Genomic DNA, 13,600 nt, shown 5'->3' with positions numbered 1-13,600 from the left:
GAATGTGCCAACTAAATGAGACACATACAGTTGATTTTTTCTTTTGTGATAAGAGTGGAGTTTTTAGAGGTGCCCACAAGATATTTGATTTATAATTTTTTAAAAAATAACAATTTTTTCAAGTAAATTTTAGTTAACATTTTACTTGAATTATCAGCATTTCATAAGAGTCATAACTTTTTAAAATTGTCGCTTTTGTTTCTATTTTCTGAATATTTACTAGCCTCTTTTCAAAATTAAATCTTCGTTAGTTTGTATCAGTGTTTTGTATATTTATTTAAAATTAACTTTGTAAAACGATTACTTTATCTCATTTATATATATTTTCCTTTTATCATTTAACTTTAGAAAGACGATTGCAAAACTTTCTACCAACTTTTGAGGTTTTCCGAGATAGTTGAATAATGAAGTATAGTGAAATAAAACAAAAAAACGAGCACTTTCGTACTCGTTCTCTGATATAAACTACTGATTAAAGCGAGTTTACGTCAACTTTGATACCAACACCTTGAGTAGTTGTGATAGTCAAGTTTGTTACGTAAGTTCCTTTAGCTGTAGCTGGTTTTGCTTTTTGGATTGTTTCGTTGAAAGCTTTAAAGTTTTCAACCAATTTTTCAGCTTCAAATGATACTTTACCGATGATTGCTTGAACGTTACCTGCACGGTCAGCACGGTAAGTGATTTTACCACCCTTAGACTCTTCAACTGCTTTAGCAACATCCATTGTTACAGTACCAGTTTTAGGGTTTGGCATCAAGTTACGTGGTCCAAGGACACGTCCAAGACGTCCAACAAGAGCCATCATGTCAGGTGTTGCGATAACTACGTCGAAGTCCAACCAACCGTCGTTGATTTTAGCAACAAGGTCATCTTCACCAACAAAGTCTGCACCAGCAGCTTTTGCTTCTTCAGCTTTTGCACCACGTGCGAAAACAAGAACGCGTGAAGTTTTACCAGTACCGTTTGGCAATACCATTGCTCCACGGATTTGTTGGTCAGCTTTTTTAACGTCGATGTTCAAGTTGTAAGCAACTTCTACAGTTGCGTCAAATTTTGCAAAGTTAGTTTCTTTTGCAAGTGCTACAGCTTCTTCTACGCTGTATGCTTTTGTGCTGTCGATTTTCTCAAGAGCAGCACGAAGTTGTTTGCTTTTTTTAGCCATTTTCTATTCTCCTTGTAAGTGGTTCAATCGATTTTCATCTCCCACGTCACTTCTCGAAATGATGAAGTCTTGCGGGTTATATTGGGGTGTTATTGATTAGTCAACAACAGTGAATCCCATAGAACGAGCAGTACCTTCGATCATACGCATTGCAGACTCAATGTTTGCTGCGTTCAAATCTGGCATCTTAGTTTCTGCAATTTCTTGTACTTGTGTACGAGTAACTGTAGCAACTTTAGTTTTGTTAGGTGTACCTGATCCTTTTTCAACACCTGCAGCTTTTTTCAAAAGAACAGCAGCTGGTGGTGTTTTAGTGATGAAAGTAAATGATTTATCTTCGTAAACTGAGATAACAACTGGAATGATCATACCAGCTTGGTCAGCTGTACGAGCGTTGAACTCTTTTGTGAATCCCATGATGTTGATACCAGCTTGACCAAGAGCAGGTCCAACCGGTGGAGCTGGTGTAGCTTTACCAGCAGGGATTTGCAATTTTACAAGTTTTTCGACTTTTTTAGCCATTTTTAAATCCTCCTTTGTGGTTTTGGCGGTAATTAAATATTTTTACCTCCCACAAGTATGCTTTACACATACTCATCTATTATACACTATTTATCTAGAATTGCAAGAGAAAAGTTTATTTTTTAATCGACGTAATCTCCGCCTTCAAATCCATAGTATTCTTCCAAACTAAGACCACTCTCAGCAATTTCTTTGGCTTCTTTTCCGACATAACGAAGGTGCCATTCCTCAGCCATATAGCCTGTTTCCTTTTCCTTGCCTTTTAGATAACGGACAACAAAGCCATAATCAGCAGCATGGTCCAAGAGCCATTGAGCCGCCTTCTCTTCTGTCACCAAATCACCATTTGTCCCAATCACATCAAAAGCCAAGCCTGTCTGGTGTTCGCTATAGCCAGGACGAGCAGAATAACGGTCGGCAGCTTCTTTCCCATCTTGATTGACATAATCTTGATAGAGCTTGGTCTGAGTTTCATAACTTCTAAAACCACTGTAATGGTCACTGATTGGGAAACCTGCCTCTTGCATAGCTTTGATTAGTTTGACCAACTCTGCCTTAGCTGTTGGATTTTCTCCTGGATTATAGTCTTTCGACAATGGATAATGCTTATTAGCTACGATGATTTCATCGTATTTTCCTTGAATGCTGTAGTAGTCTCCTTTGTTGACCACTTCTGCTTTTTTCTGGGCAGCTCCTTGAGATTTACTGCCGACTGTTCCATCAGCTTTGGCTGTTTGTTCTGTCTTAGCTGAGCCATCTTCATTTTTTGCTTTTTCTTGTGAACAAGCTGCTAGACTCATGGCTAGCAAAGCTGTCAAGATAAGGTATCTTTTTTTCATTTCTACTCCTTTATTTCTAATAATTTATCTACTTCTAACGATAAACATTCGACTAATCTTTTAATCTCATCCGGTTTTGCTTGGCAGATTTCTGAGGTCATTTCTTCAAAAGGAACCCACCAGACTGGACCACGTCCCTTGAGACCGTGACCATTCATATCACCTCTTCGTCTAGGAAACAGATGCCAATGAAGATGGGCATCACCATTTCCTAAAAGTTCAATATTCATTTTCTCGGCAGCAAAGGCCTTGGCAACTGCCTCTTGGACCACACTCATTTCTTCTAGAAAACGGAGTCTTGTCTCCTTTTTCAAATGGTGCAATTCGGTGACATGTTCCTTGGCTAGAAAGAGACTATAGCCTGCAAAATACTGGTGGTCTCCAATCACAAGATAGCCTGTTTCCAACTCTTTGACAAAATAGGGATTTTCTCCCTTCTTGATGAGCTCAATTCTCTGGCAAATTAAACACATATCAATCTACCAATGCGCTCTTAAGATAAGCATCAACCATACGTTCCGTTGCGACCACCGAATCAATATGAGTGCGTTCATATGAGTGACTAGACTCGATACCAGCACCGAGAAGGGCGTGTTTGACTTCTGCCCCTGCGGACATGGCTGCTGAAGCGTCCGAACCATAAAATGGATAGATATCCAGTTTAAATGGAATATCTTGCTCTTTAGCCAAAGCAACCAAATGTTGACGGAAGTCATAGTGATAAGGTCCAGAAGCATCCTTGACACAGATAGACACTGTATATTCGTCTGTTTGCTGATCATCTCCCATAGCTCCCATATCCACAGCCAGATATTCTACCACCTGAGCAGGGATATTAGAGTTAGCACCGTGCCCCACTTCTTCAAAGACTGAAAAAGCAAAATGGGTTGTTACTGGCAATTCAATCTTCTCTTCTTTATAAATACGAAGGAGATTGAGCAAAATCGCTGCACTGACCTTATCGTCCAAATGACGAGATTTGATAAAGCCTGTCTCTGTCACGACAGTTCGTGGGTCAAAGCTGATAAAATCACCGACCTCAATACCAAGAGCACGAGTTTCTTTTTCACTGGTTACTTTGGCGTCCAAACGCACTTCCATATTATCCTGCGTGCGTTCTGCAGTTCCTGCATCCTTATAGACATGGCAAGAAGTTTGGTGAATGAGGATGGTTCCTGATACTTTTTGATCTGTGCTAGCCACATGAACGGTACAGTTTTCACCTTCAATCATGTTCCAAGGAAAGCCACCGATACGATCCAGTTTGAGACGGCCGTCTGGTTTGACAGCACGGACAATAGCACCCAGCGTATCTACATGGGCAGTCACATAGCGATGCTCTTCATCACTTTGACCTTTGATGGTCACATTGACACCGCCCTTTGCTGTACGAACCGGCTGGTAACCAAAACCTTCTAGAGTCTTGACTAAATAGTCCGAAATCTCTCGAGTGAAGCCCGTTGGCGACGCAATGGCTGTCAGTTCTTTGATATATTCTACTGTTTGATTCATTTCTTCACCTCTTTTGCTACCTATTATAACACATTTATCATCGGATAAAAAAAGAAAATCACTCCTGTAGACTTGACTACAAAAGTGATTTTAATGATTATTCCATTTCAAAAACATCGCTTTCTTGCTTGTTTGGTAGAACCAATGAGAGCAAGATTCCGACAATGGCTGGTACCAACCATGGGAGTGATGCCTTAGCAAAAGGAAGAGCGTTGACAAGATTTGCAAGAAACTCAACCTTAAACGAGCTTCCTAGTACGCTTGCAATAGCAATAGCTGTAACCACAGCAATTGTCAACTGCATACCTGGTTTTGAAAGGGCAACAAATTTGTTGACAATGACAATCATAACGATAGCAATCGTGATTGGGTACAAGATAACCAGTACAGGGATTGAGTACTTGATAATCGCATCAAGACCCAAGTTGGCAATAGCAAATCCAATCAAGGTAAAGGCTGTCGCATAAACCTTATAGCTGATTTGTGGGAAACGCTCATTAAAGAACTCAGCTGTTGACACAATCAAACCAACTGTTGTTGTGAAGCAGGTTACGGTAACCATAGCTGCAAGGAAGAGTTGAGCTGTTGAGCCAAAGATTTCTTGAGTGGCTTGTGACAAGATGTAAACACCTGGTGTTCCACCCTTCATCGCCTCAGCTGGTACTGGGAAATGATTTCCAAGGAAACCTAACCCGATGTAAAGAGCGCTGAAGGCAAGGGCTACAACGATACCAACCACCCAAATAGTTGAAATGTATTCTTTCTTACTTGAAAATCCAAGTTGTTTCAAGGTTTGAACTGCGATTACACTGAAGGCAACTGAGGCAAGGGCGTCCAAGGTATTGTAACCTTCTAGGAAACCTGTACCAAAGGCAGAAGCTTGATAAGCAGCTGAAGCAGCTTGAGGACTTGTTCCACCGTATTTGAAAGCTCCCAGAACAACCAAGATAACAATCAAAATCGCAAAGACTGGCGTTAAAATACGTCCAATGCGGTCTAAGATTTTTGATGGATTAAGCGAAATCAAATAGGCTGCTGCAAAATACAGAACAGTAAAGACAATCAAACCAAGACCTTTATTTGCATCCGACAAAAGAGGGCTAATCCCTACTTCGTAAGCTGTTGTAGCAGTACGTGGGATAGCAAAGAATGGACCGATTGACAAATAAAGAACTGAGAGGTAAAGAGTCGCAAACCAAGGCGCTATCTTTGTTGAAATCTCGTAGATATATCCTTTAGGATTTAGCGTTCCAATAATAAGAGTCAAGACGGCGATACCGACACCTGAAAAGACAAAACCTGCGATGGCAGGAAGAAAATGTTCTCCAGATAGAGCACCTAGAGAAGGCGGAAAAATCAAGTTCCCCGCACCAAAAAATATTCCAAACAGGAGTAAACCTGTTAGGGCACCTTTTTTAGCCATGTAAATCTCCTTCATATTTATAAAATACTGACCTAGTATATCATGAATAGGAGTATGAAAAAAGCTTCACGAAGTAAATATTGAATGTTTTCAAGATTCTTAAAAATGAGAATTGTCTAAAAATAAAATCCCCTACCCAGTCCACGAAAAGTAGGAGAAAATTCTAATGTTTATACTCTTCGAAAATCAAATTCAAACCACGTCAGCTTCACCTTGCCGTACTCAAGTACAGCCTGCGGCTAGCTTCCTAGTTTGCTCTTTGATTTTCATTGAGTATTAAAGTTCTTCAAAGGCCATCATGCCACCTTGTACATTGATAACCTCATAACCTTGTTCTGATAGGAATTGGCAAGCACGCGCCGATCTCATTCCAGATTTACAAATAACATAATGTAACTGATCCTTGTCCAATTGATCATAAGTGTCAGCTAATTGACTCAGAGGAAGATTCTGAGCACCTTCTAAATGAAGAGCTTCAAACTCATCCACTTCTCTCACGTCCACTAAAGAAAGTTGGTCATTTTGGTAAAGCTGGTAAAATGCGTCAAAGGCTATTTCTTTCATTCTTTTTCTCCTAAAATAGTTTTAATTCTTTTTTTCAAATCCGGCACCACTTCTGACTCAAACCAAGGATTTTTGGCCATCCAGATTTGATTTCGTGGTGAAGGGTGAACTAGTGGAAAATAGGTTGGCAAGTAGTTCTGGTAATGTTTTACCCGTTCTGTTACCTTGCCACTGACTTTCTCCTGTAAATAGTAGGCTTGGGCATATTGCCCAATCAAGAGGGTCAACTGAATATCGGGCAATTCTCGCAAGAGTTGCGGATGCCATTTTTCTGCAAAGCCAGTTCTCGGTGGCAGGTCACCTGACTTGCCATGCCCTGGAAAGTAAAAATCCATAGGCAGAACAGCAAAATAACCTGAATTGTAAAAGGTATCTTCATCCACACCGAGCCAGTTGCGCAAGCGGTCACCACTTTTGTCCTTCCAGTAAAGGCCTGCTTCTTGGGTTTTAAGACCAGGCGCTTGACCGATGATATTGATGCGAGCAGTTTTTGGCGCCGCAAAGAGAGGCTCAATGCCACGCTTTGTATAGTCGACATTCTGTGGATCCGCCATAATAGCCTGCTTGATTCTTTCAATTTGAGACATCTACTTTCCCTCCAAAAAGAAGTCTAAGCATAAGATCTCAGACTTCTATCGTTTTATTTGATCAATTCATAAATAGCTTCGGCATAAATTGCTGCTGCTCGGAAGAGATCATCCAAGGCGATAAATTCATTGGCTTGGTGCATGGTATCAATCGAGTCTGGGAACATAGCACCATAGGCAACACCTCGTTCTAGCAAGCGACCAAAGGTTCCACCACCGATAACTTGCTCGTGACCTTTAAGTCCAGTTTGTTTTTCATAGACATTCAACAAGGTTTGCACAAGTGGATCTTCCATTGGCACATAGTGAGGCGTATGACCGTGTTCAGAAAGGCTAACAGAAGCAACCGGTAAGTTTTCAAGGACTGACTTGATTTGTTCTGGACTTGTTCCTTTTGGATAGCGGATATTAAGGGCAATGGTATTATCAGCACTTGTTTCATCGAAGCGGAAGACCCCCGCATTCATAGAAAGAGCACCCATCTTTTCATCCACATGGGCAATCTTGAGATTTTCACCCTCATGGTCGTTCAAGAGAATCTTACCAGCGATGTCAAGGTAGTCTTTGGCTGGACCAGCAAAGTCAAACTGGCTAAGGAAGAGGGCTAGGTAAGTCGCACCATTAACACCTGAAGCAGGCATAGCACCATGGGCTGATTTACCAATGATCGTCACCTTGTATTGATCAGCTTCTTCTTGAATTTCTCCTCTGAGTTTGTGTTCTGCAACAAAGGCATCTAGTTTAGCTTGCAAGTCAGTCAAATCTCCTGAAACGACTGCTGTTGCTGATTCTGGTACCATATTTTCACGTAAACCACCTGTAAAGCTGTGAAGACGGGCAGCACCTGCATTTTCACCTGCAAAGTGGAGGTATTCCGTGATATTTCCTTTTTCACCATTGATGATAGGGAATTCAGCGTCTGGAGAGAAACCAAAGTCTGGTTTTGCAAGTCCTACGTGCTCGAAATAGTAGTCCATGTCTGCCCAACCTGATTCTTCATCTGTTCCAACGATGAAACGAACTTTCTTAGAAGTTGGAAGTCCCAATTCTTTGATAATTTTCAAACCATAGTAACAAGCCGTTGTAGGACCCTTGTCGTCCGAAGCCCCACGCGCATAAAGGCGACCGTCTTTGATAGTTGGTGTGTAAGGGTCTGTATCCCAACCGCTACCAGCAGGAACCACATCCATATGGGCAAAGATGCCGAGGACTTCTTCTCCATCACCAAACTCGAAGTGTCCTGCATAGTTGTCAACATTTTTAGTTGGGTAGCCATCACGATCTGCTATTTCAAGGAATTTTTCCAAGGCTTTTACTGGACCAGGCCCAAATGGATGTTCAGCATCAACCTTGCTGTCATCACGTTCTGAGTTGATTTCCAAAAGGCTAAACAAGTCAGCCAAGAGGTCTTCTTTGCGTTTTTCTACTTCTGCTGTAAAATCAATTGCTGTCATTTTTTTCTTCTTTCTATCTTTTCTCGATGATTTCATCTACTGGCAAGCGGTAGCTTGGTTCCAATTTCTCGTCTGTATAACCTACCGTAATCAAAAGTTCTGGACGGAAACGGTCTTCGATATCCAAAACTTCGTTGACTTTTGATTTGTCAAAACCAAGAATCAGATTTGATCCGATTCCTTGGTCTGTAAGAGCGAGAACCAAGTTCATAGCAACCAAACCTGCATTGAGGGCTAGGTAGTCGCTGACTTGTTGTTCATTGTAACGGGCAAATTCAGCTGGCAAATTTTTCATAAAGTATTGAAGTTGTTCTTCAGAAAAGTTATTAGCACCACCAACTCGGGCAATCTTACGAGCACGTTTAGCCAAATCTGTGTCTGTAAACAAGACAATAGTTACAGGCGCTGATGATACCTGTTCAAAGTTTGAACCGTAAGCCAATTTTGCTAGTTCGGCATTTTTCTCACGTACCACCACAAATTTCCAAGGCTGGCTGTTGTGGGCACTTGGTGCTAAGGTTGCAATTTCGATAGCCGTACGCACATCTTTTGGATCAACTGGCTTATCAGTGAAATGCTTAGTCGCATGACGTTTTTTATTTAATTCAAGAAATTTCATAATCGATTTCCTTTTCTAATTCTACTACTTCCATTCTACCATATTTTGAAAGAGCTTGCAGAGATTTTTCATAGAAAGAAATTGGAACAAGGATAAGCAACCGAATGAAGAAAACCATTTAAATCAGGAATCCCCTCATCCAGTTCCAATTAATTTTCAGTTACTTAAAGAAACTAGTCTATCTTATATTATGACTTTATAGCCTCCAAGAAATCCTTCACATCCTCTACATACCCATGCTTTTCTATTAAGCTTGCTAATAGTTCCAGATTGTGTCCCTGATAGTTATCTTCACGACGTAGCTCTTCATACATTTCGATAAAGGGAATCCCCTTGGACTTGGCCAATTCTAACTCCGCTTCATAATCATAAGTAACTTTACGAAATAGGATATTTACCAATTCCCCATCTTCAACTTCTATCACGACATACTGGGCACGGTGATTTTTTAACGCCTCCCAATTAAAATAGGGCATGCCAATCGACCCTGGATTAATGATTTGTTGCCCTTGACTGCCATAACGAAGCAACTGCTTGTGAACATGACCATAGACTGCCACGTCAACTTCATCATCTAGGAGTTGGTCAAATTTCTCTGTATCATTCTCAACTAGCAAGTCACCACCATAGTTCTTATTTGGCAAATTATGAGAGATAGAAAAGCGCAATCCGTCAATTTCTTTCTTTTCCAGCAAAGGCAAGCTTCGTAGCCAGACAATCGTTGCAGGATCCATTTGCTCCATCAAAAACTGGGTCATGCGCATTGACTGGATTTCTTTCGGATGTTCCAAACCGTATTGCCCATCCAAGGCCTCAAGGACACGATCATCCCAATTTCCTCGAACACTTGCTGTGATAGGAAGGTCCTTTAGCAGAGCGACTAAGTCATTTGCGCCGGGACCGGGAAGAAAAATATCTCCCAGAAGCCAGTATTCACTGACTCCTTGATTTTTAGCATCTGCAATCACTGCTTCTAGCGCCGTCGCATTGCCATGAATATCTGATAAAATTGCGATTTTATGGTTCATGATGGTCTCCTTCTGTTTGGTAATCTACTCTCTTTTCCGCCACTTGAGGCAAGGCTTCTGCCTCCTGCGGGTTCAACTTTCTCTGCACAGCCTCTGCAACCGCTCTAGGTACTCCAACTTCGACAATCTCATCCACACTGGCTTCCTTGATTTTGGTCAAAGACTTGAAATGCTTCATGAGATTCTGCTTGCGTTTAGGTCCCAGACCGTCAATTCCATCCAGTTGTGATGAAAAAGAATTTTTGGAGCGCAGTTGACGGTGGAACGTAATAGCAAAGCGGTGGACCTCATCTTGGATACGTTGGAGCAGGAAAAATTCCTGAGAATTGCGAGATAACCCCACCACCTCAAGCGGATCTCCAAAGAGCAATTCATGGGTTTGGTGCTTGTCATTCTTTTGCAGACCTGCAATGGGGATATCCAAGCCCAGTTCTTCTTGGATGACCTGCTTGGCGATATTGACTTGACCTTGTCCCCCATCGATGACAATCAAATCTGGAGGAGTCAAACCGTCACGCTGTACTCGACCATAGCGCCTGCGAATGACTTCTCGCATACTGGCATAGTCGTCTGGCCCGACGACAGTCTTGATTTTATACTTACGGTAATCCTTCTTACTAGGTTTTCCGTTGACAAAGACCACCATGGCTGAAACAGGACTAGTTCCCATGATATTGGAGTTATCAAAGGACTCAATGCGAACTGGAGTCGGAATTTGGAGCAAGCGGCCTAGATTTTCAATAGCTCCTTGTGTCTTTTCGACAGATTTTTCTAACAAATTGAACTTCTGCTCTAGACTGACTCGAGCATTCTTTATAGCCAAATTGACCAGTTGCTTTTTCTCTCCACGCTGGGGTTTGAGAATCTTGGTGTCTACCAAGGCCTTGACAGCTTCTTCGTCAATATCCTGCGGAATCAGTACCTCATTGGGAACTAGGTGAGATTTTTCTTGATAGAATTGTCCTACATAGGTTAGAAAGTCCTCATCCGGATCATTATAATAAGGGAAAAGATTGACATCGCGCTCAATAAGCTTGCCCTGACGAACAAAGAAAACCTGAACACACATCCATCCCTTGTCCACATAGTAGCCAAAGACATCCCGATTTTGGAGATCCTTGGCCATGACCCGTTGCTTGGTTCGAAGCGTTCCAATGGCTTGAATTAGGTCACGGTATTCCGCCGCACGTTCAAATTCCATAGTCTGGGCTGCCTTTGCCATCTTACCTTTGAGGTCATCGATAATTTGATCATCCTGCCCTTTTAGAAAATCAGAAACCTCCTGAGCCATAGACTTAAAATAGAACTCATCTTTCTTACAGATAGTGTGAGCCATACATTGGCCGATATGGTAGTAAAAACAAACCTTAGACGGTGGATTCGTACACTTTCGAAAAGGGAAAATCCGATCCAGTAGTCGCTTGATTTCATTGGCTGCTCCCACATCTGGATAAGGTCCAAAGTAGAGACCTCCGTCCTTTTTGACCTGACGGGTGATAATCAAACGAGGATAGCGTTCATTGGTGATTTTGATGAAAGGATAGGACTTGTCATCCTTGAGCATGATATTGTACTTGGGCTTGTTTTCCTTGATTAGGTTGATTTCCAGAAGGAGAGCCTCAATATTAGACTCAGTAACGATAAATTCAAAATCCACAATTTCAGACACCAAGGCCTCTGTTTTGGTATCATGACTTCCACGGAAATAAGACCTCACGCGGTTACGCAGATTTTTTGCCTTTCCTACATAGATAATGGTGCCGTTTTTATCCTTGTGAATGTAGCAACCAGGGCTGGTCGGCAAGAGCTCTAGTTTTGATTTAATCAAGTTATTCATAGTTCCATTATAGCAAAAAAGTAGGGAAAGATTGTTCCCTACTCATTGGTCTCATATAATTTTCGAAGGTTTGCAACATCCACTTCCTGGATACCATAAAAGGAACCCGCAGGTTGCATGACAGACTTTTCATCTGTATGGTCCAAGCCAATCGCATGACCCAACTCATGTTCTGCCGTATGGACAAGGCGCTCATAGGAATAACCATAATTTGGATTGGATAGATAATAATGATTCAGGCGCACCGTCACAGACAAGAATTGCCCCGTTAAGAGATTGGTCTGACTTTCCGCTTCTCCTGCCACAGGAGTGCCTCCGTCATTCATCTCCGTAGCCAAGATATCTGCCTTGCTGGACTCGGTGACAAGTTCAAAGTTAAAAGCACCAGTTTGATTCCAATTCTGAATCGCTTCTACATAAGCTTCTTGAAATCCTGAATCCATCTGCGGATCTAGGTAAATACGAGCAGAAGCCTGCGGCCACCTTCCTTCAGAGTGTTGGTGGCTATCTGTCTGGTTCAACTTAGGCAGTTGCCCTGTTTTTTCCCATTGGTCGATACTTTGTTGACCAATTTTTACTGACCGTTCTGCTTGCTTTAGCGCTCCTTGAAAATCTCCGTTAAGATACCAGAGAAGTCCAAAAGCAAAAGCACACAAAAGAAAAGCTATCCAAACCAGGCGCCAAAACAAACGCCACACAAAAGAAAAGAAAGCCCCTATCAAACGAAAAATCCAGCGCATGTCTCTCCACCTTTCTAGCAAATAAAGTCTATTTTACTAAAATAAGCTGAAAGAAAGCTAAAGACCAATTTTCTTATCTTAGCGTCCTAATATTTTTTTGAGTAACTGAATAGCTTTATATTTTAGGGGAGATGGATAATAACGGAAAGTTCCTGCTTTACGTACAATATAACCATTAAAATTTTGTTTAAAACGTAAAACACCATCACTACCATCAAAAATCCCTTGAATCCCTAGAAAGTTGTATTTAGGGATCCCACGTTTTATGCTTTCCAACATAACATATTTCTGAAGCAAAGCTGGTGCATAAAATTTATTAAACTCAGTATAGGAACCACTAAAAAGATAGGTCGTTTCTTGAGGCATATAAATAAATAAACTACCTGCTAAGACAAGATCTTTCTCTCCATATTTTTTAATCAACTCTCGTGCTTCTGCTTTTCGAACTTCAAAGCTTTCATACTGCCTAGCCAACTCTTTGTGTTCTTTTTTCTTTTGTGCAGAATCTGGATATTGTTCTAATAAGAGTAATGAGGTAGCTATTTTTTCAGATAATTCTTTTTGCTTATGTATTAAATTTTGTATATATTCTCCTAAATTTAGAATAGCAATTACAAACTCGGCTTTTTCTCCAAAAGAGTCATAAAAATGCTCATAATATTCTAAACTTTTATCACTATATTCTCGACGTTCAGAGGTTGTTTTTGTTATATCTTTAAAAATTGAAAGTTCTTCACGATTTAATTTTTTCAACTGAATACCAAATGTATCAGCCTTTTTCACCAAAGCTTTCCCCTTTTTACTAAAACTGTTAAGCAAGGTCTTTTCAGTTAGCTCATTCAAATCTTTACAATATAACCAATCCGGTTCTCCACCTGGGTAACCTGTTTTTAAACCATCAAATTGATAACCTAAATCAGTCAAATCTTGAATAATACTTTTTTTCTCAGCATCTATTGGATTACCTTCACCATCAAAAGTTTGATAAGTTTCATAAGGTTTTACAAGCAACTCTAATACACCATTTTGCTTGGCATATTCTTTTAACTCCGCATAAAAAACTGGGAGAGCATCTTGTTGGGTATAAATCGGCCCCGAATTGATCTCCATATGTAGGCCACCCAGCATGGGCAAGCTATAAACCAGAGCTGCAACTTGAATTTCTCCTTCTTGATTCAATGCAAGATAAACAATTCGAGCCCCTCTTTTTTCTAACAAGTCCCCCATCTGGACAGATTGCATAAAAGAACGAGAAGAGACCTGATCAGAATAAGCTTGAAATTCTTCTTTTGTGAGTGTAATTAATGCCATGT

14 protein-coding genes are annotated in these 13,600 nt (G+C 40.9%); all 14 read right to left on the bottom strand.

Features of this window, described 5'->3' with window-relative positions; all coding sequences use genetic code 11:
- Window positions 1-472 precede the first annotated feature (472 nt).
- The gene (gene rplA / locus K1I71_RS06620; protein WP_001085675.1) at window positions 473-1,162 is read right to left on the bottom strand and encodes a 50S ribosomal protein L1; all 690 of its coding nucleotides are present in this window, start codon (window positions 1,160-1,162) and stop codon (window positions 473-475) included.
- Between the two features lie 96 nt (window positions 1,163-1,258).
- Window positions 1,259-1,684, bottom strand: a complete 426-nt coding sequence (rplK, locus tag K1I71_RS06615) for a 50S ribosomal protein L11 (RefSeq protein WP_223330552.1) — start codon at window positions 1,682-1,684, stop codon at window positions 1,259-1,261.
- 122 nt (window positions 1,685-1,806) lie between these two features.
- Window positions 1,807-2,523 (bottom strand): LD-carboxypeptidase LdcB/DacB, encoded by a 717-nt coding sequence (gene ldcB, locus K1I71_RS06610; RefSeq protein WP_223330551.1) that lies wholly within the window; start codon window positions 2,521-2,523, stop codon window positions 1,807-1,809.
- A gap of 2 nt (window positions 2,524-2,525) precedes the next feature.
- Window positions 2,526-2,996 (bottom strand): HIT family protein, encoded by a 471-nt coding sequence (locus K1I71_RS06605; protein WP_223330550.1) that lies wholly within the window; start codon window positions 2,994-2,996, stop codon window positions 2,526-2,528.
- 1 nt (window position 2,997) lies between these two features.
- On the bottom strand, window positions 2,998-4,035 hold the full coding sequence (locus tag K1I71_RS06600; protein ID WP_223330549.1) for a M42 family metallopeptidase: 1,038 nt from the start codon (window positions 4,033-4,035) through the stop codon (window positions 2,998-3,000).
- Window positions 4,036-4,132: 97 nt separating this feature from the next.
- Window positions 4,133-5,458, bottom strand: a complete 1,326-nt coding sequence (brnQ, locus tag K1I71_RS06595) for a branched-chain amino acid transport system II carrier protein (protein ID WP_001074581.1) — start codon at window positions 5,456-5,458, stop codon at window positions 4,133-4,135.
- 276 nt (window positions 5,459-5,734) lie between these two features.
- The gene (locus tag K1I71_RS06590) at window positions 5,735-6,022 is read right to left on the bottom strand and encodes a rhodanese-like domain-containing protein (RefSeq protein ID WP_000658234.1); all 288 of its coding nucleotides are present in this window, start codon (window positions 6,020-6,022) and stop codon (window positions 5,735-5,737) included.
- Entirely contained in the window at window positions 6,019-6,609 is a 591-nt protein-coding gene (locus K1I71_RS06585) for a uracil-DNA glycosylase family protein (protein ID WP_223330548.1), read from the bottom strand. Before K1I71_RS06585 ends, K1I71_RS06590 begins: the two co-directional genes overlap by 4 nt.
- Window positions 6,610-6,662: 53 nt before the next feature.
- Window positions 6,663-8,063: a dipeptidase PepV gene (gene pepV, locus K1I71_RS06580; protein ID WP_223330547.1), complete on the bottom strand. Its 1,401-nt coding sequence runs from the start codon at window positions 8,061-8,063 to the stop codon at window positions 6,663-6,665.
- A gap of 13 nt (window positions 8,064-8,076) precedes the next feature.
- Window positions 8,077-8,682 carry a nitroreductase family protein gene (locus K1I71_RS06575; protein WP_223330546.1) on the bottom strand — a complete coding sequence of 202 codons (606 nt, stop codon included), beginning with the start codon at window positions 8,680-8,682 and terminating at the stop codon, window positions 8,077-8,079.
- 188 nt (window positions 8,683-8,870) lie between these two features.
- A complete protein-coding gene (locus K1I71_RS06570) occupies window positions 8,871-9,710 on the bottom strand; it encodes a metallophosphoesterase family protein (protein ID WP_223330545.1) in 840 nt (279 codons plus the stop codon).
- Window positions 9,700-11,547 carry an excinuclease ABC subunit UvrC gene (gene uvrC / locus K1I71_RS06565; RefSeq protein WP_223330544.1) on the bottom strand — a complete coding sequence of 616 codons (1,848 nt, stop codon included), beginning with the start codon at window positions 11,545-11,547 and terminating at the stop codon, window positions 9,700-9,702. Before uvrC ends, K1I71_RS06570 begins: the two co-directional genes overlap by 11 nt.
- A gap of 38 nt (window positions 11,548-11,585) precedes the next feature.
- Window positions 11,586-12,287 (bottom strand): M57 family metalloprotease, encoded by a 702-nt coding sequence (locus K1I71_RS06560; protein ID WP_223330543.1) that lies wholly within the window; start codon window positions 12,285-12,287, stop codon window positions 11,586-11,588.
- Window positions 12,288-12,365: 78 nt separating this feature from the next.
- Window positions 12,366-13,598: an aminoacyltransferase gene (locus tag K1I71_RS06555; RefSeq protein WP_125443958.1), complete on the bottom strand. Its 1,233-nt coding sequence runs from the start codon at window positions 13,596-13,598 to the stop codon at window positions 12,366-12,368.
- Window positions 13,599-13,600: the final 2 nt, after the last annotated feature.

Source organism: Streptococcus mitis (assembly GCF_019929545.1).
Classification (GTDB): domain Bacteria; phylum Bacillota; class Bacilli; order Lactobacillales; family Streptococcaceae; genus Streptococcus; species Streptococcus mitis_BU.
Note: the sequence above shows the minus strand (reverse complement) of the source record. Positions and strands in the feature narration are given on the sequence as shown.

Excerpts from the sequence above, each read along its gene's own strand:
- rplA (WP_001085675.1), bottom strand. The coding sequence starts at position 1,162 with ATGGCTAAAAAAAGCAAACAACTTCGTGCTGCTCTTGAGAAAATCGAC.
- rplK (WP_223330552.1), bottom strand. The coding sequence starts at position 1,684 with ATGGCTAAAAAAGTCGAAAAACTTGTAAAATTGCAAATCCCTGCTGGT.
- ldcB (WP_223330551.1), bottom strand. The coding sequence starts at position 2,523 with ATGAAAAAAAGATACCTTATCTTGACAGCTTTGCTAGCCATGAGTCTA.
- K1I71_RS06605 (WP_223330550.1), bottom strand. The coding sequence starts at position 2,996 with ATGTGTTTAATTTGCCAGAGAATTGAGCTCATCAAGAAGGGAGAAAAT.
- K1I71_RS06600 (WP_223330549.1), bottom strand. The coding sequence starts at position 4,035 with ATGAATCAAACAGTAGAATATATCAAAGAACTGACAGCCATTGCGTCG.
- brnQ (WP_001074581.1), bottom strand. The coding sequence starts at position 5,458 with ATGGCTAAAAAAGGTGCCCTAACAGGTTTACTCCTGTTTGGAATATTT.
- K1I71_RS06590 (WP_000658234.1), bottom strand. The coding sequence starts at position 6,022 with ATGAAAGAAATAGCCTTTGACGCATTTTACCAGCTTTACCAAAATGAC.
- K1I71_RS06585 (WP_223330548.1), bottom strand. The coding sequence starts at position 6,609 with ATGTCTCAAATTGAAAGAATCAAGCAGGCTATTATGGCGGATCCACAG.
- pepV (WP_223330547.1), bottom strand. The coding sequence starts at position 8,063 with ATGACAGCAATTGATTTTACAGCAGAAGTAGAAAAACGCAAAGAAGAC.
- K1I71_RS06575 (WP_223330546.1), bottom strand. The coding sequence starts at position 8,682 with ATGAAATTTCTTGAATTAAATAAAAAACGTCATGCGACTAAGCATTTC.
- K1I71_RS06570 (WP_223330545.1), bottom strand. The coding sequence starts at position 9,710 with ATGAACCATAAAATCGCAATTTTATCAGATATTCATGGCAATGCGACG.
- uvrC (WP_223330544.1), bottom strand. The coding sequence starts at position 11,547 with ATGAATAACTTGATTAAATCAAAACTAGAGCTCTTGCCGACCAGCCCT.
- K1I71_RS06560 (WP_223330543.1), bottom strand. The coding sequence starts at position 12,287 with ATGCGCTGGATTTTTCGTTTGATAGGGGCTTTCTTTTCTTTTGTGTGG.
- K1I71_RS06555 (WP_125443958.1), bottom strand. The coding sequence starts at position 13,598 with ATGGCATTAATTACACTCACAAAAGAAGAATTTCAAGCTTATTCTGAT.